27 protein-coding genes are annotated in these 23,799 nt (G+C 66.6%); 10 read left to right on the top strand and 17 right to left on the bottom strand.

Translation table 11 applies throughout. From position 1 onward, the window contains the following. Window positions 1-9: 9 nt before the first annotated feature. Together VGV07_RS12985 and VGV07_RS12980 are read right to left on the bottom strand one after the other, a co-directional pair. The gene (locus VGV07_RS12985; RefSeq protein ID WP_326869128.1) at window positions 10-1,182 is read right to left on the bottom strand and encodes a hypothetical protein; all 1,173 of its coding nucleotides are present in this window, start codon (window positions 1,180-1,182) and stop codon (window positions 10-12) included. 17 nt (window positions 1,183-1,199) lie between these two features. Further along, window positions 1,200-1,568 carry a hypothetical protein gene (locus VGV07_RS12980; protein ID WP_326869127.1) on the bottom strand — a complete coding sequence of 123 codons (369 nt, stop codon included), beginning with the start codon at window positions 1,566-1,568 and terminating at the stop codon, window positions 1,200-1,202. A gap of 291 nt (window positions 1,569-1,859) precedes the next feature. Here VGV07_RS12980 and VGV07_RS12975 point away from each other — a divergent pair, with 291 nt between their 5' ends. Both VGV07_RS12975 and VGV07_RS12970 read left to right on the top strand, forming a co-directional pair. Beyond that, complete coding sequence (locus tag VGV07_RS12975) at window positions 1,860-2,741, top strand: alpha/beta hydrolase (RefSeq protein ID WP_326869126.1); 882 nt, start codon at window positions 1,860-1,862, stop codon at window positions 2,739-2,741. Between the two features lie 63 nt (window positions 2,742-2,804). After that, a complete protein-coding gene (locus tag VGV07_RS12970; protein ID WP_326869125.1) occupies window positions 2,805-3,134 on the top strand; it encodes a DUF4342 domain-containing protein in 330 nt (109 codons plus the stop codon). A 37-nt stretch (window positions 3,135-3,171) separates the two neighbouring features. Here VGV07_RS12970 and VGV07_RS12965 read toward each other — a convergent pair whose 3' ends face one another. Further along, entirely contained in the window at window positions 3,172-3,927 is a 756-nt protein-coding gene (locus tag VGV07_RS12965) for an SDR family NAD(P)-dependent oxidoreductase (RefSeq protein WP_326869124.1), read from the bottom strand. A gap of 155 nt (window positions 3,928-4,082) precedes the next feature. On the opposite strand from VGV07_RS12965, the gene VGV07_RS12960 reads away from it, so the two are divergent. Then, entirely contained in the window at window positions 4,083-4,454 is a 372-nt protein-coding gene (locus VGV07_RS12960) for a hypothetical protein (protein WP_326869123.1), read from the top strand. Window positions 4,455-4,468: 14 nt separating this feature from the next. Here the strand turns inward: VGV07_RS12960 and VGV07_RS12955 are convergent, their stop codons facing one another. The 8 genes from VGV07_RS12955 to VGV07_RS12920 all read right to left on the bottom strand — a co-directional run bounded on the left by VGV07_RS12955 (window position 4,469) and on the right by VGV07_RS12920 (window position 9,995). After that, on the bottom strand, window positions 4,469-5,047 hold the full coding sequence (locus tag VGV07_RS12955; protein ID WP_326869122.1) for a helix-turn-helix domain-containing protein: 579 nt from the start codon (window positions 5,045-5,047) through the stop codon (window positions 4,469-4,471). A 159-nt stretch (window positions 5,048-5,206) separates the two neighbouring features. Next, the gene (locus VGV07_RS12950; protein WP_326869121.1) at window positions 5,207-5,548 is read right to left on the bottom strand and encodes a DNA-binding response regulator; all 342 of its coding nucleotides are present in this window, start codon (window positions 5,546-5,548) and stop codon (window positions 5,207-5,209) included. Window positions 5,549-5,625: 77 nt separating this feature from the next. After that, window positions 5,626-6,267, bottom strand: a complete 642-nt coding sequence (gene fixJ / locus VGV07_RS12945) for a response regulator FixJ (RefSeq protein ID WP_326869120.1) — start codon at window positions 6,265-6,267, stop codon at window positions 5,626-5,628. Next, on the bottom strand, window positions 6,260-7,729 hold the full coding sequence (locus VGV07_RS12940) for a PAS domain S-box protein (protein ID WP_326869119.1): 1,470 nt from the start codon (window positions 7,727-7,729) through the stop codon (window positions 6,260-6,262). The genes fixJ and VGV07_RS12940 overlap by 8 nt, the downstream gene beginning before the upstream one ends. Window positions 7,730-7,821: 92 nt before the next feature. After that, window positions 7,822-8,442 (bottom strand): DUF998 domain-containing protein, encoded by a 621-nt coding sequence (locus tag VGV07_RS12935; protein WP_326869118.1) that lies wholly within the window; start codon window positions 8,440-8,442, stop codon window positions 7,822-7,824. After that, a complete protein-coding gene (locus tag VGV07_RS12930) occupies window positions 8,439-9,269 on the bottom strand; it encodes a universal stress protein (RefSeq protein WP_326869117.1) in 831 nt (276 codons plus the stop codon). The genes VGV07_RS12935 and VGV07_RS12930 overlap by 4 nt, the downstream gene beginning before the upstream one ends. A 10-nt stretch (window positions 9,270-9,279) precedes the next feature. Next, window positions 9,280-9,438 carry a hypothetical protein gene (locus VGV07_RS12925; RefSeq protein WP_326869116.1) on the bottom strand — a complete coding sequence of 53 codons (159 nt, stop codon included), beginning with the start codon at window positions 9,436-9,438 and terminating at the stop codon, window positions 9,280-9,282. A 68-nt stretch (window positions 9,439-9,506) separates the two neighbouring features. Then, the gene (locus VGV07_RS12920) at window positions 9,507-9,995 is read right to left on the bottom strand and encodes a flavodoxin family protein (protein ID WP_326869115.1); all 489 of its coding nucleotides are present in this window, start codon (window positions 9,993-9,995) and stop codon (window positions 9,507-9,509) included. Window positions 9,996-10,162: 167 nt separating this feature from the next. Here VGV07_RS12920 and VGV07_RS12915 point away from each other — a divergent pair, with 167 nt between their 5' ends. Then, window positions 10,163-12,853, top strand: a complete 2,691-nt coding sequence (locus VGV07_RS12915) for a bifunctional acetate--CoA ligase family protein/GNAT family N-acetyltransferase (protein WP_326869114.1) — start codon at window positions 10,163-10,165, stop codon at window positions 12,851-12,853. A gap of 103 nt (window positions 12,854-12,956) precedes the next feature. Here the strand turns inward: VGV07_RS12915 and VGV07_RS12910 are convergent, their stop codons facing one another. Continuing rightward, window positions 12,957-13,289 (bottom strand): metalloregulator ArsR/SmtB family transcription factor, encoded by a 333-nt coding sequence (locus VGV07_RS12910; protein WP_326869113.1) that lies wholly within the window; start codon window positions 13,287-13,289, stop codon window positions 12,957-12,959. A gap of 75 nt (window positions 13,290-13,364) precedes the next feature. On the opposite strand from VGV07_RS12910, the gene VGV07_RS12905 reads away from it, so the two are divergent. The 3 genes from VGV07_RS12905 (at window position 13,365) to VGV07_RS12895 (ending at window position 15,197) form a co-directional block, all read left to right on the top strand. Continuing rightward, the gene (locus VGV07_RS12905) at window positions 13,365-13,580 is read left to right on the top strand and encodes a DUF2892 domain-containing protein (RefSeq protein ID WP_326869112.1); all 216 of its coding nucleotides are present in this window, start codon (window positions 13,365-13,367) and stop codon (window positions 13,578-13,580) included. 162 nt (window positions 13,581-13,742) lie between these two features. Further along, entirely contained in the window at window positions 13,743-14,078 is a 336-nt protein-coding gene (locus VGV07_RS12900) for a TIGR01244 family sulfur transferase (protein ID WP_326869111.1), read from the top strand. 417 nt (window positions 14,079-14,495) lie between these two features. After that, window positions 14,496-15,197 carry a VIT family protein gene (locus VGV07_RS12895; protein ID WP_326869110.1) on the top strand — a complete coding sequence of 234 codons (702 nt, stop codon included), beginning with the start codon at window positions 14,496-14,498 and terminating at the stop codon, window positions 15,195-15,197. A gap of 24 nt (window positions 15,198-15,221) precedes the next feature. Here the strand turns inward: VGV07_RS12895 and VGV07_RS12890 are convergent, their stop codons facing one another. From VGV07_RS12890 to VGV07_RS12875, 4 genes are read right to left on the bottom strand one after another with little or no spacing between them, the layout of a single operon-like run. Beyond that, entirely contained in the window at window positions 15,222-15,530 is a 309-nt protein-coding gene (locus tag VGV07_RS12890) for a hypothetical protein (RefSeq protein WP_326869109.1), read from the bottom strand. Next, a complete protein-coding gene (locus tag VGV07_RS12885; protein WP_326869108.1) occupies window positions 15,511-16,446 on the bottom strand; it encodes an FAD:protein FMN transferase in 936 nt (311 codons plus the stop codon). The genes VGV07_RS12890 and VGV07_RS12885 overlap by 20 nt, the downstream gene beginning before the upstream one ends. A 37-nt stretch (window positions 16,447-16,483) precedes the next feature. Then, window positions 16,484-18,673, bottom strand: coding sequence for a PepSY domain-containing protein (locus VGV07_RS12880; RefSeq protein ID WP_326869107.1), 2,190 nt, complete (start codon window positions 18,671-18,673; stop codon window positions 16,484-16,486). A gap of 9 nt (window positions 18,674-18,682) precedes the next feature. Next, window positions 18,683-19,150 carry a DUF2271 domain-containing protein gene (locus VGV07_RS12875; protein WP_326869106.1) on the bottom strand — a complete coding sequence of 156 codons (468 nt, stop codon included), beginning with the start codon at window positions 19,148-19,150 and terminating at the stop codon, window positions 18,683-18,685. A gap of 138 nt (window positions 19,151-19,288) precedes the next feature. Between VGV07_RS12875 and VGV07_RS12870 the strand changes: the two genes are divergently transcribed. The 3 genes from VGV07_RS12870 to VGV07_RS12860 are packed head-to-tail and all read left to right on the top strand — an operon-like array spanning window position 19,289 to window position 23,195. Beyond that, window positions 19,289-19,945, top strand: a complete 657-nt coding sequence (locus VGV07_RS12870) for a response regulator transcription factor (RefSeq protein WP_326869105.1) — start codon at window positions 19,289-19,291, stop codon at window positions 19,943-19,945. Next, window positions 19,942-21,333, top strand: a complete 1,392-nt coding sequence (locus tag VGV07_RS12865; RefSeq protein WP_326869104.1) for a HAMP domain-containing sensor histidine kinase — start codon at window positions 19,942-19,944, stop codon at window positions 21,331-21,333. Before VGV07_RS12870 ends, VGV07_RS12865 begins: the two co-directional genes overlap by 4 nt. After that, a complete protein-coding gene (locus VGV07_RS12860) occupies window positions 21,330-23,195 on the top strand; it encodes a heavy metal translocating P-type ATPase (RefSeq protein WP_326869103.1) in 1,866 nt (621 codons plus the stop codon). Before VGV07_RS12865 ends, VGV07_RS12860 begins: the two co-directional genes overlap by 4 nt. On the opposite strand, the gene VGV07_RS12855 is transcribed toward VGV07_RS12860, so the two are convergent. Beyond that, window positions 23,188-23,733, bottom strand: a complete 546-nt coding sequence (locus VGV07_RS12855; protein ID WP_326869102.1) for an ATP-binding protein — start codon at window positions 23,731-23,733, stop codon at window positions 23,188-23,190. The genes VGV07_RS12860 and VGV07_RS12855 overlap by 8 nt on opposite strands. Window positions 23,734-23,799: the final 66 nt, after the last annotated feature.

Below are 23,799 nucleotides of genomic sequence, written 5' to 3'. Positions count from 1 at the left end.
CAATTCTCCTCAGATTGCTTCCGGGGTCTGGGCGGCGGCTGCCATGGCCGGGCGATCCGCTCCGGCCTGCCGGCTCATCATGAGGGCCGCCATGGCGCCAAAGCCGAGCCAGAGCAGGACGAGGGTGAGCAGCCAGCCGATGACCGGGATCATTCCCAGCAGGCCCACGACCACGATCGAAACGGCGAGAACGCCGACCCGCGTGAGGTTGCTGTCGACCGACGTCAGCGCCCGGGCCACGCGCACACCGACCAGATAGGTTCCCGTCAGGTGGGCCAGGGCACAGGCCAGCACGACGAACAGCAAAGCAAACGGCACCAGGAAGATTCCGAAGATCGTCAGCACCAGTACCGGTACGAGGCCGATGACGGCGGCGAAGGCCACGAGCCCCACCCCGATACGGCGCAGCGGACGCGCCGCCCCGACCGATTGCAGCGACTGGACCAGCCGTGGCAGAAGGGTAATGGCGAGCACGCCGATGACCAGCAGCATCAGCCACCATAGACCGACGCCCCACACCGCTGGCCAGATGCTGCGCACGGCATGCTCGGCGGTCTTGCCCGCTTCCGAGGCATAGTCAGGGCTTACCAGCTGCTCGTATGTCACACGGTCGCCAGCGGCCACCGATGCAGGCACCTCAATCGGTCGTGGCGCGCGTATCGTCACCTTGCCATCCACCCGGGCGCCCGGACCGAAAGCCAGGTTCTCGCCGATAAAGTTCAGGTCGCCCTTGACCACTGAGCCGAGTGTCGCGGTTTGCGCGCTGATCAGGGCGGCGCCGTCGATCCCTGACGATATCGTGACCGTCTGGCCTACCGCTCGCAGGTTGCCGGCCACCGGCTGCGACGCGGCCAACGACACAGTGTTGCCCATGGCGGTCACATCGCCCCCAACGTTACCGGCAACCGTGACCGTGAAGCCCGCGGCGTAGAGGTCCCCCGCGACATCGGCGACCTGCGAGACGTTGAACCCCGCCAGATGGGCGTCGCCGCTGACCGGAGCACGCACCGCGACATCGTAACCTGCGGCAAACACGTCGCGTGCCACTGCTGTGTCGACCAGCGCGGACTGGCCGGCGGTGAACTGATCACCACCAAAGGAGAGGCGGGCACCGTCCTGAGCCAGCGCCTGGAGCGGCAACAGCAGCAGCGAAAGGGCGAGCAGTCTGACGAAGGAGTACATTTCGACCTCCGGTGGATTTACGAGGGGTTGTGCCGGGTGACCCGGCCAGCGAGCTCGGCCGGGACCAGAACGGCGGCCGACGGATGCTCGCGCCACGGCCTGAAATCGGCAGGGCGGAAGGTTTGCCAGCAGACTGAAGCGTGGCCTTCGGGCAGCTGTGCGCCGATATCGAGGACCTCCTCGAGCTCGCCGCCCGGCAGCACTTCGACCATCGGGCCGGCCGGCGTGAAACCGGCGAACACCTCGCCGGCGGCGGCATCGGCGATGCGCGGCGCCACCGGGAAGCCAACCTGCAAGGTCACGGCGCCCGGCAGCCTGTTGCGGTAGATGACGACAAGCTCGTGCGACTCCCCTGCGCCCAGCCGCTCCAGGAAATTGTCGAGCACTCCGATTGCCTGTCGGATCGCCGAAGCGACCGAAGACCGCTCTGTTCCGCAAAAACGAACGACGTAGACAAATGGGCGGCCGTGATGGTCGGTCGTCGGGACCGGCGGTGCCACGGGTGGCATCGAACGCTCCGATGCTGCGGGCTGGTCGGGTCTCATCTGCCCCTCCTGCGCTTTGTCGATCTGCTTGTAGGCCCCGTCGGACGGACCTGATTTGACCGAAGTCAAACGACCGGCCGTCGATTGGCGCGACCATCACGGAAGGACCGGCGCCGCGAGAAGGAGGCCCGCATGCCCAGTATCTTCCGCACACCTGGGGACCGAACCGCCTATCTTGCTGCCTACGACGAGATGCTGCGGCGATGGCCGCGGCCATCCCTCCGCTCTTTCGATACGGGCCTGGGGAGCACCAATGTCATCGAGGTGGGAGATCGCGGGCTTCCGCCGCTGGTGCTGCTGCCGCCGGTTTCAGTGAGTGCAACAGCCTGGTTTCCGATCGTCGGCATGCTGTGCCGACACCATCGGGTCTTCGCCTTCGACGTGGTCGGTGACGCCGGTCGCAGCACCTTGACCAGGATGCCGCGGTCGGGCGCTGACTATGCCGATTGGCTGGTGGAGTGCTTCCACGCCCTGGGCCTCGAACGTCCTGCGGTCGCAGGTCACTCGTATGGCGGCTGGCTGGCACTGCAGCTCGCGGTCAACCGTCCGTCCGCCACCGGCCCGATCATCCTCCTTTCGCCGGCATCCGGCCTCTACCCCTTCCACTGGTATGCACGCCTGTTCCTGTGGCTTGCCGAAAAGCTGCCGTTTCGTCCACCGGCCCGGCAAGTGCTCGGGGCGCAGGTGCATCGCGGCTACGAGCTGGACGAAACCTTCGTTGCCCTGATGGACGCCGTCTCGGCGCATGTGCGAACCCACGTGCTGTTTCCCACCCCACTGTCCGACGATGAACTGACGTCGGTCAGGATGCCCACCCTGGTCCTGATCGGGGAAAGTGAACCGCTCTACGATGCAACCGCGGCACTGGAGCGGGCGCGGCTCTTGCTTCCCAATGTCGATGCGCGGCTGGTGCCGAAGGCGTCGCACCTGTTGCCGATGGAGCGACCGGGTTTTGTCGACGCCGCCATCGAAGCGTTTCTCGAAGAGGCTGAAGCTGCCGTCCGCATCGCTTGAGCAGGATCAAGGCGCGAGCTGCCCGGATCGGCATGCTGCACCCATTAGAAATGGAGGTTGGTCATGAGCGACGAAGCCAAGAGTTCCTGGAAGACGTTCACCGAAGAGATCGAGGTGGCCGGACACCATCTGGTTGACGAGGTCAACCGGCTGCTGGCGGAAGGAAATGTACGCAAACTGGAGATCCGGTCCGAGCAGGGGGACGTGTATCTGTCGGTGCCGCTGACGGCCGGCGCCGTGGCGGGCGGCGTGGTGGCGCTTGCCGCCCCTTGGGTGGCAGTCATCGCGGCGATTGCCGGGCTGCTGAGCAAGGTGAAGCTGGAGATCGTGCGGACCAACCCGCCCGGCACGCCCTCCGCCGATCCAGACGATACCCCGCCGACCAGCAGTTGAAGTGAAGGGAGGGCCGGAGCGATCCGGCCCGCCCGGCTTATTGCGCCACGTACCCGCCATCGACGAGGTGGTAACTTCCGGTAACGAAGGACGCTTCGTCCGAGAGCAGGAACGAGGTGAGCGCCGCCACCTCCTCGGAAGTCCCCAGCCGTCCGACCGGATGCAGGCCGCGGATGACGGTGAGCGCCGCCTCGTCGAGATGCTTGGACAGGAGCGGTGTATCGATGAAGCCGGGGCCGATGGCGTTGATGCGGACGCCGTGCTTGGCGTACTCGATCGCCGCGACCTTGGTCAGGCCGACGACGGCATGCTTTGCGGCCACATAGGCCGAAGCCGTGGCAAAGCCGACACTCCCGAGGATCGACGCCATGTTGACAATGGCGCCTCCCCCCGATGCGACGATGGCCGGCAGCTGATAGCGCATGCCGTAAAAGACCCCGTTGAGGTTGACGTCGATGACCTTGTGCCAGCCGTCGAGCGGGTACTCGCCCGTGGGGGCGGCCGGCCCGCCGATGCCGGCATTGTTCACGGCCAGGTGCAGCCCGCCGAACGTCGATCTGGCGGCCTCGACCATTGCTTCAACCTCGACGGCATCGGCGACATTGACCTCGAGCGCCCGAGCCGTGCCGCCCGATGCCTGGATGGCGCGGGCAATATCTTCGGCTCCCTGGGCATCGAGATCCGCCACCAGCACCTTGGCGCCATCGGCGGCCAAAGCGCGGGCGATTGCTGCGCCGATCCCCGACGCGGCGCCGGTGACGAGGGCGACCTTGCCTTCAAAATCATAGCTCATTGTCAGCTCCTGAAGTTCCGATGAGCCACTGGACCCGATGTGACGAGAGGGCGCTTTGACCTGGCTCAAGCTGCGCGGGACGTCGCTTGATTTAGCTCAACGGCGGCGTGCACCGATGCTGTTCACTTGGACACCGTTCAATGGAGCAAACTGCAATGCCCAGGATTTCCCGCATCACCCTCGAGCTGGCTCGCGAACCCGAACATCCACATGGCGATCGCAACCACGGATACTACCTCTACCTTCCCCTGACGGACGCCGGACGGATCGACCTGGCGGCGTGGGACAAGGTGCGCAATGCCTGCCGCGTTCGCCGCTTCCGTCCGGGCGAGGACGATCAGCACGGCCGGATACGCCGCGGGCCAGGCGGCCGCTGGAGTTTCGACTACGACGACCGCAGCGATCTCGATGACGAGGTGGGGTTTCGTCTCACCGAGGAAAGCTTCGTGCCCGGCGAGTATGTTTCGGTGCGCGAGGACGACGGTCACATGCACACGTTCCAGGTGGTTGCCGTCAGGCCCGAGTAATCGGGCCCGACGGGTCAATCGCTCAGCGCGGCCAGGGCTGCCGTATCCACAATCTCGACGCGATCGATCGAGGGCACCTTGATGATCCCGCCATCCTTGAGACTGCGCAGCACGCGCGAGACTGTCTCGAAGGTAAGGCCGAGATAGTCGGCAATGTCACAGCGCTGCATCTGCAGCGCGACGACGTTGTCTGACTCCTGGCGATCCAGGAGATCGAGCAGGAAGGACGCAAGCTTCTCGACCGCATTCATCCGCCCCAACCGCAGCAGGTGGTGCTGAGCGCTGGCGAAGCTGGTGAGAGCAAGCTGCAGCAATCGATGGGCCGGCACTCCGGACGCGTCGGTGTGCACCACACGAATGCCGGCGCCGTCGACGCTCTCGGCATAGCACTGGCGCTCGTCGCCCGCCTCGAAGCCGAAGACATCGCCGGCGAAGTGGAAGCTGTTGATCTGGCGCCGGCCATCGCTGGTCACCCGGCAAATACGCACGGTGCCAAACTCGACCAGGTACACCGACCCGGCTTTGTCGCCCTGCGCGAAGATCGTCGAATCGGTCGGATAGAACGTCACCGGACCGGCCTCGGCCTTTGCCACGGCGCCGGGTCTCAGCTCGGTTGCGTGCCGCACGGCTGGAATAGACGAGCTGGGAAGAAATACGGGTAACGTGGACATCTCGACACCTCGGTCTTGGATGTCTCAGCCTCGCTCAACTGGCCGCGGCGCGAAATTCCGGTCGGTGTACTAGGGATTCTACTAGGTGGCGTCCCGTGCCGCGATCGCCGCCCTTACGGCATCCGACAGCGCCGACCCCAGGGTTGGCTTGGTGACTGTTCGAAAGCTCGAGGCGGCCAGCGGATGCGCCGCGCTGTTGGCCAGGAACACGACCGGCTCGAACTGCGCCAAAATCCTTCCGCTGTCGGAGCCGGCTTCATCGAGCGCATGATGGTCGATAACTGCGCAGTCGAAGGATAATGAGGCCCGATCCACCTGGTGCAGCGAGGCAGCCGCTGTCACGTCATGGCCTTCCGCCTCGAGAGCGAACCGAAGCGAGTTCCGAAGGACTGGGGCTGGCGCAACGACGAGCAGGTGGGCCATCTAGTGTTCTTTCCGCATCGAACGCGCCGATGCATCTGAACATTAGGGTGTGCCAGTGCGCTGCTGATTGCGCTAGATCAAGCCGCTCCCTGCACACCGTTCGGGGCGGACAGGTCGATATCCATGACCATCCTCACCAGCTCGGCCAGGCTTCGTGCCTGCATCTTGCCCATCAGGGCAGCGCGATAGACTTCGACCGTGCGCGGGCTGATGCCCAACTCGGCTGCTATGAGCTTGTTGGGCAGGCCATCGACCACGCCCTTCAGCACCTGCCGCTCACGCTCGCTGAGACTGTTAAGCCGATCCCGCACGCGTTCCCGGACTTGCTCGGCGTCGACCTGAGAGGTCGCGAGGTCGACGGCGCGGCGAATCGACTCGATAATCGTCTCATTGCTGAATGGCTTTTCGATGAAGTCGATGGCGCCATTCTTCATGGCTTCTACTGCCATCTGCACGTCGCCGTGCCCGGTGACGACGATGGACGGCATCGTGTGACCGGAGGCGCGGAGCCGGCGAAGCAGTTCCACCCCGTCGATATCGGGCATTCTGAGATCAGTCACCAGGCAGCCGTTGTGGATGCCTCCGGCCACATCGAGAAAGGACTGGGCCGTGGCATGCGTTCGGACGGCGAACCCAGACACGTCCAACAGAAATGCCAGCGAGCTGCGCACCGACTCTTCGTCATCGACGATGTGCACCACCACGTTTGCGCTATTCACCTTGCATCTCCTTCATGGTGGGAAGGCTGAACGAGAAGGTCGCACCGCCCGCGTCGTTGCGCGATACCGAAATCTCTCCTCCATGTGACCCGATAATGCGCTGCGAAATCGACAGGCCTACCCCCATGCCGCCCGCCTTCGTGGTCACGAAGGGCTGAAACAGGCGGGCGGACACCTCCTCTGAAATGCCGGGGCCGGTGTCTGCCACCTCGACATGCAGCCGCTGATCGGCCTCCCAGGTCGTTACTGTCAGGTTCTTGGTTTCGCTGTCCTTCATCGCTTCGGCGGCGTTTCGCATCAGGTTGATGAGCACCTGCTGGATCTGCACGCGATCGACAACAACCATACTGTCGCCAGGACCGAACTCGAAATGCGAGATGACGCCGCGTTCGCGTGACCCCATCAGGGCCAGGGCTCCCGCCTCTTCGACCAGTTTCCTCATGTCCTCCGGCCGACGCTCGGTATCCCCGCGGGTGACGAACTCGCGCAAGTGGCGGATGATGTCACCGGCGCGCAGGGATTGCTTGGCCGCCTCCATCAGCGCACCGCGCATCTTGACCGCGTATTCCTCACCCACCTTGTCCAGCATGATGGCGCAGCCTTGGACATAGTTGGCGATCGACGAGAGTGGCTGGTTGAGTTCGTGAGCCAGCGTCGAGGCCATCTCCCCCAGTTCGTTGATGCGGGCCATGCGGGCCAGTTCGCCTTGCGCCGATTCGAGCTGTGCGGCGATCTCCTGTCGTTCGGTCAGGTCGCGAATGAAGCCAGTGAAGTAGCGCTTGTCTGCGATCCGCGTCTCACCCACCGCGAGGGTCATCGGGAAGGTCGATCCGTCCTTGCGTCGCCCAACCACGACCCGATCGACGCCGATGATGCGCTTCTCGCCGGTGGTGAGGTAACGATGGAGATAGCCATCGTGCTGCTCGCGATAGGGAGCCGGCATAAGCATCCTGACGTTCTGGCCGATCGCCTCTGCCGGTTGGTAGCCGAACTGCCGTACGGCGGCCTTGTTGAAGGATGTCATCGTGCCATCCGTCTCGATCACCACGGTGGCGTCGGGAACGGTGTCGAGAACCGACTGCAGGTGAGCCTCGCGCGTCTGCAACGATGCCAGCGTCTCCGCTTGCCCTCGCACCGATCGGTGCAGCATGCCGCCAAGCCAGGCCACGATCGCGCCCACCAGCACGAACAGGCCGACATTGACGCCGAGCGCCAAAGGGAGTTCGGAGCCAACGGCAAGGAAATAGAAGACTGCCGGGGTGGCGATCAGGGTCGCGAAAATGCCGGGCAACAGGCCGCCAAGCATGGACGCAACCAGCACCGCCGGGACAAAGATCAAGGCAACCGCGGAACGTGGCACCAGGTCATCGACGGCGTAACGAACCATGAAGAGGGCGAGAACCATGAAAAGCGCAACCGCATAGGGCGCCCACCTGCCCTTCACTGCCTGGTCGACCACCATGTTATCGCCCCGTGGCCGCGCGCGATGCCGTCGAACCGCACATCCGACGGCGATCGATGACCAGCCGCTCTATCGGCAATCTAGTCAGAGCATCAGGCGGTAGCAAGGTCGGACGCGGTGGCAAACCGGGCGGCGGTCACGCCAAGCCAGGCCATGAAGCCCCCTATCGTCACGCGCTCGAGCAGGCCGACAAGTGGCCAGCCGAGCGCCGCGCCAGCCGCGGCCGCCACGCCTGAGAGGGCGATCACGGCGAGGCACATCGAGCAGAACCGCCGCATCGGACGGTGCCCGAGGCGATGCCAGTTCACGGCCGACAGCCAGACCGCGGCGAGCGTCGACAGGCTGGCGACGGCTGCGAGCCCCAGATGCGCCAGCCCCGCTGCTGACGGCGGCGCCCCCGGCATGTCCATGGCAAATGGCCACATCAGCAGGCCGGCGCCGGCCGTGACCATGAGGATGACGAACACCCGCCGCCACGCCCTATCAGCCAAGCTCCAACCAGCACCCGCAAAGGCCATCAGCAGCAGGTTGTAAAGGCCAAAGCCGGCCTCGATCCACTTGATGCCGGGACGTCCCGCTGCGGTGAGTGCACTGATGGGGTCGGTGACCGGGTCGTAGCCCGGCAGCACCGCGCCGCCGGCCAGCACGGTGCCGATGTAGAGCACCGGTGCGGCGACGCCTCCCCAGAGCGCAACGTGTTCGAGCCGCCTCAATGCGCCACCAGGACGGGGACCGTTGCCGAGCTCAGAATGTCGCGGGTCGCCCCGCCCAGCATCCACTCGCGCAGTCGCGAGTGCCCATACGCCCCCATGACGATGAGGTCGGCGGCGGTCCGCACCGCTTCGTTGCGGAGGGCCGCGCCGGTACTGGTCCATCCGTCGATGATATGGACCTCCGCCCCGATCCCATGACGGCTCAGGTAGCGTCCGATGTCCTCGTCGGGCGCGCGGCGCTGTTCTTCGGCCGCGCCCAGCTGCTCATCGACGATTGCGACGACCACCGATTTCGCCTTTTTCAGCAACGGCACGGCGTCGGCGACGGCGCGGGCCGCCTCCCGGGTGTTCCTCCAGGCGACGAGCACGTTGTCGTAGGTGTCACGTCCCTGAAACGACGGCGGCAGGAAGAGGCATGGTCGGCCCGACTGAAACAGCACCGCCTCCTCGATCCATTGTCCCTTGTTGGGATCTCCATAGGGCCGCGTCCCAACGAACAGGTCGGACTGGCGTGCCTCGCTGGCCAGTTCGCTGCCCACCTCGCCCGGATAGACATCGAGGCGCCTCAGCTCATAGCTCAGCCCAAGCTGGCCGAAGGTGCTGTCCAGCGCCTTGGTGGTCGCTTCTGCCTGCGCGACGGACTGTTCGACCAACCGTTGCAGGAAGGCCGATCCGCTCGGATCGGTAATGGAGAGTATGTCGGGCAACTGGTGGACATAGATGCCGGTGAGGTGCGCATCGAGGGTGCGTGCGAGCCCTGCGGCATGGGCAATGCGGGCGGCATCCTCACGCGAGCCGGTCAGGTGAACGGCGACATCCTTGATCACGACGTGCCCCTCACTGCGCAACGAAGTGGGTGCCCAGGAAATAGGGCCAGATGAACAGGGCCAGCAGCCCCATCCAGAACTGCAGTTTCAGAAAGCCGATGGTGAAGAGCCACCCGGCGAACCAGAAGGCGCCGAGAGAGGTGTGCTGGGTGATGTGGATGCGTTCCATTGGAGAACCCCCTGACCTGTTTCTGGTGGCCATGCTGCCGCAGCCGGAGCGAGGCGGGTTGATCTGCATCAAGCCGGAGCCTTCGACCTCAACTCGGCGGCAAATTCGGCGAGGGCACCAAGGAGGGACGGGCCACGAATTTCGTCCTCGCGGAAGATCCGGCTCGCCACGACGGGCAAAGCGATCGCTGCCTGCATCTCGGCAAGGGCGGGGCCGGGTGGCGAGTTTGGGCTGCTACCGCGGCAGGTGACGAAGGCCGCCGTGGCATCGGCTGCCGGCAGCATCCGCAGCGCGCTCAGCAGTGGCGGGGCCGCGTGCGCCGCCCAGACCGGGCCGCCGACGACCACCAGGTCGTAATGCGCGTGCACGGGAACGACCACGCTCACCCTGGGCCGGTGCCGGGTGAAGATATCCCAGGCCATGGCGAGCGGCCCGTACCAGGCGAGATAGGTCTGGCAGGTGATCTCGGCCAGATCCGCACCCAGCTGTTCGGCGAGGCCCTTGGCAACCTTCTGGGTGTTCCCCGTATTGGAATAGTAGAGCACCAGCGCCGTCATGGTCGGTCTCCTCGGCCGTCCTGTACCCGGCAGTCAGCAGAGCACAAGTAGGGCAGCACCGGTTGATCTGGCTCAAGTCGGCAACCTGCCCGCCGTGGAAATGCTGCCTGGCATGCGTGCGCAAGGCGAACCTCCGCCGGCTTCCCTCTCACCCCAGCGGCTGTGACATGACCATCCGGAATCTCGATCAGTGCTTTCGTCCCAGGTCGGTCGCCATCGTCGGAGCGTCTCAGCGCCCGCAGTCGGTCGGAGCGATCGTGCTGGAGAACATCCGTGCCGGCGGCTTCGAAGGCGCGATCTACCCGGTCAACCCGAAATACGAGCGGATCGACGGCATCGCCTGTTACCGCAACTCGGCCCAGCTGCCCGATGCCCCCGATCTGGCGGTGATCGTCACGCCACCGCATGCCGTACCGGGAGTGATCGGCGAGCTGGGCAGCCGCGGCTGCAAGGCGGCAGTCGTGATCACGGCCGGCGTCGATACCGCCAGCGGTCTCCGCCAGGCGATGCTGGATGCCGCAAGGCCGCATCTGATGCGCATCGTCGGCCCCAACACCATCGGCATGCTCTCCCCGCTGGTCTCGCTCAACGCCAGTTTCGCCCACCTGCCGGCCAAGGCCGGCAGGCTCGGGCTGATCTCCCAATCTGGCGCCATCGTCAGCTCCATTATCGATTGGGCGGCCGCCGAGGGGCTCGGGTTTTCCCAGTTGATCTCGCTGGGTGACATGGCCGACGTCGACGTCGGCGATTGCCTCAACTGGCTGGCGATGGACGCCGCCACCTCGACCATCCTGATGTACCTGGAGTCGGTTCCCGAGCCGCGCAAGTTCATGTCTGCCGCGCGCGCTGCCGCCCGCATCAAGCCGGTGATCGCGGTCAAGCCTGGCCGGCACGGCGAGGCGGCCCGGGCGGCGATGACCCATACGGGCGCCCTCACCGGTTCGGATGCCGTGATCGAGGCCGCACTGCGCCGCGCCGGCGTCATCCGGGTTCGCAACCTCGAGCAACTGTTCTACGCGGCCGAGGTCACGACGCGCTTCCGCCCGCTCAAGTCGGGGCGACTCGGCATCGTCACCAATGGTGGTGGGGCCGGTGTCCTCGCCGTCGACGACCTGCTCGATCTGGACGGCACCCTGGCCAGGCTTGATCCGCAGACCATGACGATCCTCGACGCCGCGCTGCCGGCGACGTGGTCGCACGCCAACCCGGTCGACATCATCGGCGACGCTCCACCGGATCGCTACACCGCAGCCGTCTCGACCGTGGCGGCCGACGCCTCGGTTGACGTCGTGCTCGCGATGAACTGCCCAACCGCCCTCTCCTCCCCGCTCGACGCCGCGCTGGCCATCGCCGACCTCGCCATGAACGGCACGATCGCCGGCAAGCCCACCATCGGGTGCTGGCTCGGCAAGCAGACTGCCGAACAGGCCAGGGCGGCCCTGCGCGACAAGGGCATCGTCGCGGTGGACACTCCGGCAGCGGCAGCTCAGGCCGTGGACTTTCTCACCCGCTGGTCCCGGCTGCGCGAGCGGCTGGAGCGCGTGCCGCCGAGTGCCGGTGCGGTGCAGAGCGACGCCGCGCTGGTCGGGCGCATGCTCAGCGAGGTTGCAGGTGATGGCCGAACGGTCCTGACCGAGCCCGAGGCCAAGGCGCTGCTTGCCGCCTATGGCATACCGGTGCCCGAAACCCGCACAGCAAAAACCGAACAGCAGGTAGTCGACATCGCCGCCGAACTACTGGGGCGGCACGATGCCCTGGTCGTGAAGCTGCTGGCCAAACAGGTCACCCACAAATCGGATATTGGCGGCGTCGTGCTCGACGTGACCAGCCCCGAGCTGGCTCGAAAGGCGGCGGCAGATATCCGGCTCAGGGCGTCGGCGGCAGGGCTCGAAGATTTCGAGGGCTTCACCGTGCAACCGATGGTCCGCAGGCGGCATGCCCACGAGCTGCTGGTGGGACTCAATACCGATCCGAGCTTCGGACCCGTCATCGTCTTCGGTGCCGGCGGCGTATCGGTCGAAGTCGTGCGCGACACGGCGATGGGGCTCGCGCCCCTCGATGAGGTCCTCGCGGGCGACCTGATCGATGCGACCCGCATCTCGCGCCTCATGGCGGGCTATCGCGACCGGCCGCCGGCCGCGAGGCCGGCCGTGATCTCGGCGCTCCTTTCGCTGTCGCAGTTGGCGATCGATCAGCCGGGCATCGTGGCCATCGACATCAATCCGCTGCTGGTCGACGAAAACGGCGCCATGGCGCTCGACGCCCGTATCGAAATCGCGCCTCAACGGCTGCGCGAGACCGCGCCCAACCGACGCCTCGCCGTTCGCCCCTACCCCTCCGGCTGGGAACGGCAAGTGGCCTGCAGCGGGCAACACTTCATCATCCGTCCGATGCGACCCGCAGACGCGGCGCTCTATCCCCGATTCCTCGAGCGCGTGAGCGCCGAGGACATGCGCCTGCGTTTCCTTGCCCCCATGCGGTCGCTGTCGCACGAGATGATCGTCCGCCTCAGCCAGCTCGACTATGACCGCGACATCGCGTTCGTGGCCCTCGAGGCAGAAACGGGCGACCTCGCCGGCATCAGCCGGTTCGCTTCGGATCCCGACCATGTCGGCGCCGAGTTCGGCATCATGGTGCGCAGCGACCTGCAAGGGCTGGGGCTGGGCACCACGCTGATGCGCCAGTTGCTCGACTACGCACGGGCCGACGGTCTCGCTCGCATCGATGGCGTGATCCTCAGGGAGAATGCGGCGATGCTCGACCTCACCGCCCGCCTCGGCTTTGCTCAGGTCCCCGAGACCGACGCGAGCGAGTTGGTCAGGGTGCGACTGATGCTCGGCCAGCCGGACTCCCCATGAACACCCGCAGCCTTGCGGAGGCGGGATGCGCAGCGTTTGCATATCTCCAAACCGGGGGCGGAGGCGCTTGACCCCGATCAAGCGGCGTCTCGCCCTGTCCGACTCATGATGCCCGACCCCGGGGCCCGGCAGCCGTTTCGCGCGGCTTGCAATAGATGCCGTAAAGCGTTGTCAGGATGCTCGCCACGCCGTCCGAGGCGAGGCGGTACCTGATCATCTGACCGTCCCGTCGGGTCGCCACGAGCCGCAGGGCCCTGAGCTTCGACAGATGTTGCGACAGCGGGGATTGCGCCAGTTGCACGCGCTCGGACAGCTCGCCGACGCTGAGCTCCTCATCCAGCAGGTGACACAGGATCAGCAGCCGCTTGGGGTTGGCCATTGCGGCCAGCAGTTCGGCCGCCTCATCGGCGCGGGGTTCGAGCTCAGCGATATTCATGTTGACATATTAGAATATTCGAATATACAAGTCAATGAGAGTGCTCCTGCAACTCCCGTCACCGAAAGGCACACCATGTCGAATGTCGGAACCCTGGATCGCATCATTCGCTTCATCCTCGGCGCAGTTCTCATCGCGGCTCCGCTGCTCACCGGCTGGCCGATCTGGTCGGACGCCACGGCCTTCTGGGGCGCCATAGTCGTCGGCGGGGTGTTGATCGCAACTTCCGCCCTGAGCTTCTGCCCGATCTACGCAGCATTGCGCCTGAGCAGCAAGCGCCAGCGCACCTGACAATTGGGAGAGACCGCATGGCCGTCAAGCCAATTCCGCTCGCCCCGACTTCACCGTCAGGCCCGAACTGATGGCATTCCCGATCAGGCCACCAGCGGCCGTAGCTTTCTCGGGCTGCCCCTCCATGCGCCCCCTCACCTCGCCAGCAAGAAAGACCAGACCGTGAACCATCGCAAACTCGACGCCGACTTCGCCATTGCCGGCCAGATCACCCCTTCCGAGGTGCAGGCCATCGCCGATGCCGGCTTCAAATCGATCCTGTGCGCCCGCCCCGACCAGGAAGAGCCGGGCCAGCCGAGCTTTGCAACAATCGCGAGCGCTGCCGAACGGGCCGGGCTCCGCGCCGTTCACATCCCGGTCTCGGGCGGCCTGACCGAAGGCGCCCTGATCCGCGCCGAGCAGGCGTTCAAGGATCTGCCCAGGCCGATCTTCGGCTACTGCCGTTCCGGCGCCCGCGCCGGTTCGCTTTACAGCGCCATCAAGAGCGCTGTCGGCTGACCCACTCCCCACCTCAGGCTCGGCCGGGTCGCGACAGGCGGAAGCCGGGAGCTCGAGCCAGCCTGCTTTGGCGCATTTCGGTTGGCTGGCCGGGCTGATGCTCGGCTGGTCGATGGCGAAGCTCGATCCTCTCCCCTACCGCTGATGGTCCAGCCGGCACGCGTGCGTAGCCCGCATCTGGCGCCGGGCCCCAGCGGCGTGGGCAGTGGACCGAGGCGCTGTCCGGCTTGTTCGGCGGCGCTGGCGCCTTTGCGGCAGGTCAAATCGCGAGGTGCCGCGGGCTGCTAGACCTGATGTTCGCAGCGCCTATCTTCAGCGTGGCCGCCTATCTGCGGTGGTGCTCGGCGACAGCCTCCGGCAGTGCAGCATTGGGACCCGTCGATCCGTGGCGTCGGCAAGCAGGACAGAGGATCTTTTATGACCAGGATGAAGACCCATCCCGAAGAGCACCAGGTCGGGCGTATCGGCTGGCTCAGGGCCGCTGTGCTCGGCGCCAATGACGGCATCGTCTCGACCGCAAGCCTGATCATCGGTGTGGCGGCCGCCTCGGGAGACAAGGGTGCCATTCTCGTCGCCGGAGTGGCCGGGCTGGTCGCCGGCGCCATGTCGATGGCAGCCGGGGAGTACGTTTCGGTGAGTTCGCAATCCGACACCGAAACGGCCAGCCTGGCCAAGGAAACCTGGGAACTTGCCAACCAACCTGCCGCGGAGCATGCCGAGCTCACAGCGATCTACGTGGCGCGCGGGCTCGACGAGCCTCTCGCCGCGCAAGTCGCCACCCAGTTGATGGCCAAGGATGCGCTGGGTGCTCACGCCCGCGACGAGCTTGGGCTGTCGGAAGTCTCCACCGCCCGCCCGGTGCAGGCAGCGCTGACCTCGGCCGTGACCTTTGCGGTGGGGGCGGCGTTGCCGCTGCTTGCCGTGCTGGTGGCACCGAGCGCCTGGCTGATCTGGGCCGTCGCCCTTGCTTCACTGGTATTTCTGGGAGCCCTCGGCGCCATCGGCGCTGCCGCGGGCGGGGCTTCGCCTTGGAAGCCGACCGCCCGCGTCGTGTTCTGGGGCGCCCTCGCCATGCTGATCACGGCCGCAATCGGGGCCCTTTTCGGCACGATCGTCTAGGAACAAGGCTCCTCCGCCGTTCAGTCAGGCGTCGTAGCCCTCCTGCGCGTCATCATCATCGTCGTCGTCATCTTCGTCATCGTGATGGCGCGGCGGCATGGCCTTGGCGGCAGCGAGGTCCTCGGCAGTACAGAGCAGTGTGCCGGTGATGCGCCGGCCATCCGGCAACATGAAGCTGCCCTCGGCCTCACTGCCCACTCCGGCGGTACGGCAGTGGTCATAAATGAGGTCGGGCGTGAGCTCGCCTCGGATGTCGGCCGCGGTGGCCGGCAACGCGCCGAGCACACAGATCCCGCATGCCGTCGCAGCGAGCCTAACGATAGTCCTGGTCATAGTAGCTCCTCCTTTCAGGGGCAGGGGTCGTCGCTTGATGAAGGTCGGTCGGATCGGTCCCGTGCTCGGCGAACAGCACCTCGAGGTCGAGTGCCGATGCGAGTTCGCCGCCGCGTTCGGGACCGAGGACCATAAGGGCCGTTGCCCAGGCATCCGCCTGCATGGCGCTCGCAGCGCGCACGGTGACCGAAGCCGGGCCGTTGCGAAGCGGAGCGTGATGTCGCGGGTCGATCGTGTGGCCGTAGCGGGCGCCGCGGAATTCGACCACATGCCGGTAGTCGCCCGAAGTGGCGAGCGCCGCGTCGGCGATCTCGATCACGCCAGCGGCGGCCCGGTATCCGAACTCGGGACGCTCCAGCGCGACGCGCCAGCTCGAGCCATCCGGCTTTGGTGCCCCCGCCCGCAACTCGCCGTCGATCGAGACCAGATAGCGCCGAATGCCGTGACTCTCGAGCACGCGGGCCAGTTCATCGACCCCGTAGCCCTTGGCGATGCCGGAAAGGTCGAGTGTCACCGGGCGATGCTTGCGCACGCGTCTAGCGACAAGGTCGAGCTCGATGGCAAGGTGCGCCGGTACGCGCCGCACGACACCGGCGGCGGCGGCGGCGTCCGGATCGGGAGCCCCGGCACCGGGGCCGAAGCCCCACGCAGAAACGAGGTCGCCGACGCCGATATCGAAGGCACCGCCGGAAGCCCGTCCGACCTCAAGGGCCGCCGCCAGTACGGTCGCCAGTTCCTCCGGTACGTCGATCCAGATCCCGACCGGGGCGCGATTGAGCTGCATCAGATCGGAGCCCGGCTTCCAGGTGGACATCTGGGCGTCGACGGCATCGACACTTTGCTGCAACGCCTGATGCAGCTCGACCATCGGCCGATCCGGCTCGGTGAAGAAGGCCGCCGAATAGCGTGTTCCCATGGTGGGCCCGTTGAGGACCGGACGGGTAAGCCTGGTTTCAGTAAGCATCTTCGAGATAGAGTCCCTTGCGTTTGAGGATGGCGACGGAAAGGCCGAGCGGGGCGAGGCAGGCGTCCATCGCCTCCTGCACGCCGCTCGCCATTTCGCGACCGCCGCACACCATGATCTGGGCGCCTCGCTCCACCAGTTCGCGGACCCGTGCGCCTTCTTCGAGCAGTCGATCCTGCACGTAGGCGCCGCCCAGCACGCGCGAGAATGCGGTGGTAAGCGACGCCAGGCGCCCCTCGGCCAGCGCTTGCTCCATCTCGTCGCGATAAAGGAAGTCGGATCCCGGATCGCGGGCGCCGAAGAACAGATGCACCGCGCGATACCGGTTGTGACGAACGAACCCTGCCAGCGGGGCGATGCCGGCTCCCGCCCCGACGAGGATCAGCGGCCGACGGCTGCGGTTGGGGCGGAAATCGGGGTTGGGCCGGACAAACGCCTCTACTGTTTCGCCCGGGAGGAGTGCGTGCAGAAACTCCGAGCAGATGCCGCTCGTCTGCTTGCGGACGCAAATCTCGAGGACTCCATCGGACGAGGCGCTGGCAATTGAATAGTAGCGGGGCACGTCGCTTCCCGGCGGCAGGATGCCGACCAGGTCGCCGGCCTCGAAGCGCGGCAGTCGCCGCCGTCCCAGCCAGCCCTGTGGGTGATCCGGCATGGCGAAACGCAGGATGGCGACCGGCGCCTGTACTTCGACGCCGAACAACGTGCGCTCTTCCAGCACCAACTGGCTGGTGCGTGGCCGGGGAGGCACATGCGAGAGTGCGAGCGCAAGGCCGAGCCGCTCGCCCAGGATATTGCCCCAGGCGGCGAAATCGGCGGGCGACTGGCGGTCAATGCCATAGACCGGCAGGAGCGGCTCGAGCCCCCGCTCGGCCAGTGCAGCCTCGACCCTGGCTGCATAGCCGCAGAACTGCGGAAAGCTCTGGTCGCCGAAACCCAGCACAGCGAAGGCAGGCCGCGAGCTGAACGATCCGAGCCGCGCCAGAAACTGTCGCGCCGAGGCAGGCGCCGTCCCGTCACCGTAGGTGGCAGTAAGGACAAGCAGGCGGGCGGCCCCGGGATAGGAGCGGCGAAGCTCGTTCATTCCGGCGAGGTGCACGCGATGGCCGCAAGCAACGAGCGCCTCATGGAGGCTGGCGGCAAAGCCCCAGGTGCTACCGGACTCGCTGCCGACCAGGATGACGGTATCGGACTCGCGCCATGACGCGTTGTGGGCGACGCGCGGCATGCTGCGGCGACGCAACCACCAGATCGCCGAACCGGTGAGCGCCAGCACCGGCGCGGCGAGGGCGCCCAGACCGAGCAACACTGCCAGTACCGCGGCCCCCTGGCCGGTATGGAGCATGTAGATCAGCTCGTAGGCCTGCTGCCACACGCTGCTCGGCGTGAACGAGAGCAGCGCGCCTGTCGATTGGTCGACATAGCCCTGGCCGGAGCTGGTGGTGAGCGTGAACACGTCGCGAGCATCGTCCGCAGCAGGAAAGACCAGTTCGCGCAGGTCGGTGAGTGAAATGCCTGCCAGCCCATCGAGCGAGGCAATAGGGGCCGGCGTCCCGCCGCTACCGCTTGGCGCGAAGGAGAACTCCGCGCCCGAGCTGGGGAGCAGCTCGAAATAGGCCGCCGACATGTAGATACCGGTGGACGCGGTGAGCAGGAGCGCCAGTATCGCGGCCCGGGCAAGGTTGGTGTGCAGTCGTTGCGATCCGCTGCCGCGGGGAGTTGCCAGAAGCTGCCGCCAGCCGCCCATCTTGCGGACCAGCAAGCCGATGCCACTCACGGAAAGGACCAGGATGGCGAGCGCGCCGATACCGGCGATGCCGTGGCCGGCCGAGCCGAGGAAGAGCGAACGGTGCAGCTCGGAGATGAAGGAGAACACAGGCGAGGGAGCATAGGCGCCGACCACGGCCCCGCTCGAGGGATCGACGATCTCGGCGCTCCGGCTCGCGCCTTCGCGGCCATAGGCAACGAGCTGACCCGACGCCAGCCGCACCAGCCGCTCGAGCCCTGGCACCGCATCGTTTACCCGCGCCGCGATGGCGGCGACACTGGGCGGGCTGGCGCTTCGTGCGGCCCCGACTGTCTCAAGCACCGGCTGCAGCGACAGCACGAAGCCAGTGATTGCCATGAAGGTGACCAGAGCCAGGCCCAGGAGGCCGGCCAGAGCGTGCAAGCGGCGCATCTGTGTTGCCTACATGCTGATCGAGAGCTTGCTGACGTAGCCGGTGCCATCGACCGTGCCCGGCGCCGACGTCACGGCGATAACAGCGTCGTCAGAGTACTCCCCGCCATCCTCGACCGCTGTATCCACATGCACCTGGTAGCCGGCATCGATCAGCGCATCGGCCAGATTGGCGTGCACGGTCAGCGTTTCGCCGCCACCGACGCTGGCGCCGGTGATGCCGTCGAGGTTTAGCGAACCGGCCTGCGACACGCCCTGGGCCCAGCCGCGCAGCGTGCCGTAGTATCTGGTCTTGTGACCGGAAACCCAAAGCGTCGACTGATATGCCCCGGACGGATCGGTGAGATAGACCGCCAGGTAAGCCGGACGCCCCGAGTAACGCACCATCCGTGCCTCGATCGTCACATCCCGGGCCCAGGCCGTGGCCGGCGCCACCAGCGCGGTGGCCAGCATCAGCATCGCGGCAAGCTTCTTCATCTGCCAAACTCCATCATATGCAAATCCTGCTGGACGTTCGAACATGCCAACCTGACGTCAGGCTGAAGCCGCTGAGGTTTCTCGTTCAGCTTGGCGTAAGGTTGCGCGCCTAGGTGCAGCCAAGGAGCTCGGGACCCTTTGCGTATATTGCTGATCGAGGACGACCACGTACTGGGCGCGGCCATTCGCGACTACCTGCTATCAGCCGGCCATGCCGCCGATTGGATGCAGCGGATCGACGATGCGCGGCACGCCCTTACCGGTGTTCCCTATGAACTGGTCCTGCTCGACCTGGGTCTGCCGGATGGCCGTGGGCTCGACCTGCTGCGCGAGCTGCGGAAGGCCGACAACGCCGTGCCGGTGATCATCACCACCGCGCAGGATCAGGTCTCGGTCCGCGTCGAGGGGCTCAATGCCGGAGCCGACGACTATCTGGTCAAGCCATTCGACCTGGCCGAGATGGCCGCTCGCATCGCCGCGGTCGCCCGCCGCTACGGCGGCAGCCCCGTACCTACCCGGGTCGCCGCGGGGGTCGCCGTCGACCTCGCGCACCGCCAGGTCAGCGTCAACGGCAAGTCCGTCAGCCTCACCGCACGCGAATGGGCCGTGCTGGAGCGGCTGCTTTCGCGCCGCGGGGCAATCGTCACCAGGTCGGAGATCGAGGATTCGCTCTACGCGTTCGGCGCCGAAATCGAGAGCAACGCCGTGGAGGTCTATATCAGCCGTTTGCGAAAGAAGCTGGGACGCGAGTTCATCCATACCAGCCGTGGGCTCGGCTATCAGGTGCAGGAGTGAACCGCCGCCCGTCCATCGCGCTGCAGCTGGCGCTCGGCCTGAGCGCCGGCATGGCCCTGCTGTGGATCGGCGCGGCCACCATCTCAGTTGCGGTGATGCAGCACGAGCTCAACGAAGCCTATGACGACAGCCTGCGAGAGAGCGCACTGCGACTGCTGCCGCTGGCCGTTCACGATCTGCGGGAGCGCGACCACGGCGCCGAACGCTTGATCGTCGGTAACGGGCGGGCAGACGGCGACGGCGATGACGATGACGACGATCACGCTCCTGCCCGCGTGGCGCACGACGCCAGCTTCACCTATTTCATCCGCGACGCGGCGGGCGCATTGGTCCTGCGTGACGAGCACGCGCCAGACGACATCGACGTCACCGAGCCGGTGGGTTTCGGCGACCTCAACGGCCAGCGAACCTTTGCGCTCCAAGACCCACGGTCGGGCTACTCGATCGTCATCGTCGAGCTGAGCGACCGCCGGGCAACGGCGTTTCGCGACAGTCTGGCCGCCCTCGGCTGGCCCCTGCTGGCTCTGATCCCGCTGATCGCCGCGGGCGTGTGGCTGGCCATGCGGCTGGCCCTGCGCCCACTACAGGCGCTGCGCCGGGATATCGCCCAACGGGACAGCCGCAACCTCGAACCGTTGCATGCCGACCGTCACCCGATCGAACTGGCGCCGATTGCCGACGCGGTCGGCGAGTTGCTTGCACGGCTGAAGTCTGCGCTCGAGGCCGAACGGGCCTTTGCCGCCCGCAGCGCGCATGAGTTGCGCACCCCTATTGCGGGCGCCCTGGCCCAGACCCAGCAACTGGCCGATGAACTGGCCGGCAAGCCGGGGATCGAACGCGTCCGCGAGATCGAGACTGCCCTCAAACGCCTGTCACAACTATCGGAGAAGCTGCTGCAGCTGGCCCGTATCGAGGCGGGTTTCGCGAGGACCGATAACGAGATAGACCAGCTGCCTGTGCTGAATATGGTTATCCGCGATATCAACGCCAGCACCGCATGGCGGGACCGCGTGCAGTTCGAAACGGGCAGCGCCCAGCACCTGCCTGCCACCATCGACCCGGACGGATTGGCGATCGTGTTGCGCAACCTTATCGAGAACGCCTTGAAGCACGGCAGGCAGGCAGCACCGGTGCGGGTGTTCATCGCCCCATCCGGCTCCCTGCACATCCAGAACCAGGGCCCGGCGCTCGACCCCGTCGAACTGGCGCAGCTTGGCCGACCCTTCGTGCGCGGTGAGACCACGGCCGATGGCAGCGGCCTCGGCCTTTCGATCGCCCGGGGGATCATCGGGCAGGCGGGAGGACGCCTGACGCTCCAGTCCCCCATCGCCGGTCTGGACAGCGGCGTCGAAGCGGTAGTCGACCTGCCGCGACGGGTGGCGCAATGAGCGACAGCACGGCTGCGCCGATACCGCGCTGGATGTCTGCGCTGCCGGCCTCGCCGCGGCTGGCCCTGGTCGTGCTGGCCATCGCGGGCCTCGCGGCCGGGGGAATCGCCGCCGTCGTTGGCGCAGCTGATCTGTCGCGCCTCATCTGGTCGGGCGCCACCATACCGATCCTGCTGGCGTTGCTCGTCGAGATCGTCACCAGCCTGCGCAAGGGCTCGGTCGGACTTGACCTGGTCGCCGCACTGTCGATGAGCGCAGCGCTGCTGTTCGGCGAGGCGCTCGCCGCCAATGTCGTGGGGCTCATGTATGCCGGCGGCCAGCTCCTCGAGCAGTTCGCCGAAGGGCGGGCGAAGCGCGAGCTGACGGCACTGCTGGGACGCGTGCCCCGCACGGCCATGCGCAAGCGCGACGGGAATCTGGAGCAGGTGCCGATTGGCGAGCTTGTACCAGGCGACGTGATCCTGATCCGGGCTGGCGATACTTTACCGGCGGATGGAACTGTCGTTGCGACGACGGCGGTGGTTAACGAGGCAGCGCTGACCGGCGAGCCCTTGCCCGTGAGGCGCAGCGCGGGCGAAGCCCTGCTGAGTGGGTCGATCAATGCCGGCGACGCCTTCGAGATGACGGTCACGCGTCCCGCCGCCCAGAGCACCTATGCGCACATCGTCAGGCTGGTGGAGCAGGCTCAACAGAGCAAGGCCCCGGTCGCCAGAGCCGCCGACCGCCTCGCCGTTTGGTTCCTGCTGGTAACTGTAACCTTCGCTGGTGCAGCCTGGTGGTTCAGCGGGGACCACCTGCGGGCGCTCGCCGTGCTGGTGGTGGCGACGCCCTGCCCGCTGATCCTCGCCCTGCCGGTGGCGCTGATCTCAGGCATCTCACGGGCCGCCGGCCAGGGCATCCTGATCAAGAATGGCGGGGCGCTCGAGGCACTGAGCCGCGTCCGTACCGTCATCGTCGACAAGACCGGCACGCTCACCCATGGGGTGGCGCACGTTGCCGAAATCCGTACGGCCGACGCAACCCGGGACGCCAACGAGTTGCTGCGCCTCGTGGCCTCGCTTGACCAGGCATCCAACCACGTCATCGCCCAGGCGCTGGTTGCCGAAGCGCGCCGGCGGGGGCTGGCGCTTACACCTCCCTCGGCGGTGGCCGAGGCGACCGGTTCGGGCATTACCGGCCGGGTCGAGGGGTACGAGGTGTCCGCCGGGGGGAGCCGCTACGTGGCCGCCCGCAGCAGCGGCGATCCCTATACCCTCAGGGCAGGGCTGGAGCCCGGCGTCGCCGTGGTCGCCGCAGCCGTCGACGGCGAGCTCGCCGGCATCATCGTGCTGCACGATCCGCTCCGGGACGACGCTGCCGACGTCATCGACGGCTTCGCCCGCCACGGCGTCACGCGCATCGTGCTCGCCTCGGGGGACCGGCAGGACGTGGTGGACGCGCTGGCCAGCCGCCTGTCCCTGAGTGCAGCCATAGGCGACCTCTCGCCTGAGGCCAAGCTCGACGTCGTGCGGCAGGAGGTAGCCCGGGCCCCCACCATGATGGTCGGCGACGGCGTGAACGATGCCCCGGCACTGGCCGCGGCCAGCGTTGGCGTGGCGATGGGGGCGCGCGGCTCAGCCGCCTCGTCGCAGACGGCCGGCGTCGTGATCCTCGTCGATCGACTCGATCGCGCATTGGGCGCGCTGGAGATTGCGGCGCGCACCCGGACCATCGCCACCCAGAGCGTCGCCGGTGGCCTGCTGCTGTCGCTGGCCGGTATGGTGGTCGCGGCATTCGGGCTGCTGCCGCCGGTGGCCGGCGCCCTGTTCCAGGAAGCCATCGATGTGGTGGTCATCCTGAACGCCCTCAGGGCGCTCAGGTAGCCGACGCCGGCTGCATCTCGACCCGCGCCAGGATGAACGCGAGCCGCGGTTCGACCTCGAGCACCGGAACCCTTTCGACGACGTAGCCGAGCTCCTCGTAGACCTCGATCAGGAGCTCATGGATCTGGCGCTGCGCCAGCGCGCTTTCGGTTCGGGCATAGTCCCTGGCAAGGGGCAGCAGATCGAGCGCGAAGACCTTTCGATATGAAGCCGTCTTCAGCGCGGTCAGCAGTTCCGGCACCGGCTCGAGCTCCAGATAGCGGTAGTAGGCAAGGGAGTCGGGCAACGCACGATCGAGGAAGCACAGCTCGTCCGGATCAAGCGCCTGCTCCTGTTTCAGCTGCATCAGCAGCACGGCCCTCTGGAACTCCCGCTGGTTGGCGCGGATTTCGGCCACGGTGCGGCCGGTGACCCGCTGGGTGTCGATAAGGTGACGTGCGTGCTCGATCGTCGTGCGATAGCCGCGCTGCGCCAGCAGGAGGATCATGGTCGTCTTGCCGGAACTCGGGCCACCGGTGATGACATGCCAGTTCGTCATCAGCGCACTCTGCCCGTTTGGCGCTGCTGCGGATTGACCGGGATCAAGCCGCCTCAAGGGACGGCC

This window comes from Devosia sp., from assembly GCF_035944845.1.
Taxonomy (GTDB): Bacteria; Pseudomonadota; Alphaproteobacteria; order Rhizobiales; family Devosiaceae; genus Devosia_A.
The sequence above is the reverse complement of the archived record's forward strand: the minus strand, read 5'-3'. Positions and strand labels throughout refer to the sequence as shown.